Origin of the sequence: Streptococcus sp. DD10, from assembly GCF_001578805.1 — a bacterium.
GTDB lineage: Bacteria > Bacillota > Bacilli > Lactobacillales > Streptococcaceae > Streptococcus.
In genome coordinates this window covers 1-295 of record NZ_KQ969227.1, presented here as the reverse complement: position 1 = coordinate 295, position 295 = coordinate 1, and the positions used below count along the sequence as shown (strand labels likewise).

At 45.8% G+C, this 295-nt stretch carries 1 pseudogene; it reads left to right on the top strand.

Going from position 1 to position 295, the window contains the following annotated elements:
• Positions 1 to 295 (top strand): annotated as a pseudogene (locus tag STRDD10_RS11310) (SEC10/PgrA surface exclusion domain-containing protein); the annotation flags it as partial.

Below are 295 nucleotides of genomic sequence, written 5' to 3'. Positions count from 1 at the left end.
CTTGACCAAAGCTCAATCCGCTCTTGCTGAAGCACAAACTGCATCAAGTGACGCAAAAGCTAAACTTGTGAAAGCAAGTTCAGACTATGCTACTGCACTTGAACTCAAGACCCAAGCTGAAAAGACACTCAGCGATACCATGGCGACACCAGTTCAAACGCAAATCGCTGAAAACAACTTGCGTCTGGCAAACATCGCTTTGGAAAATGCCAAAACTCGCCAAGCGGACGCTCAAAAAGCTGTTGATAACTTCTCAGCTGACTTGGCTGATAAGAAAACAGCTCTTGACAACGCT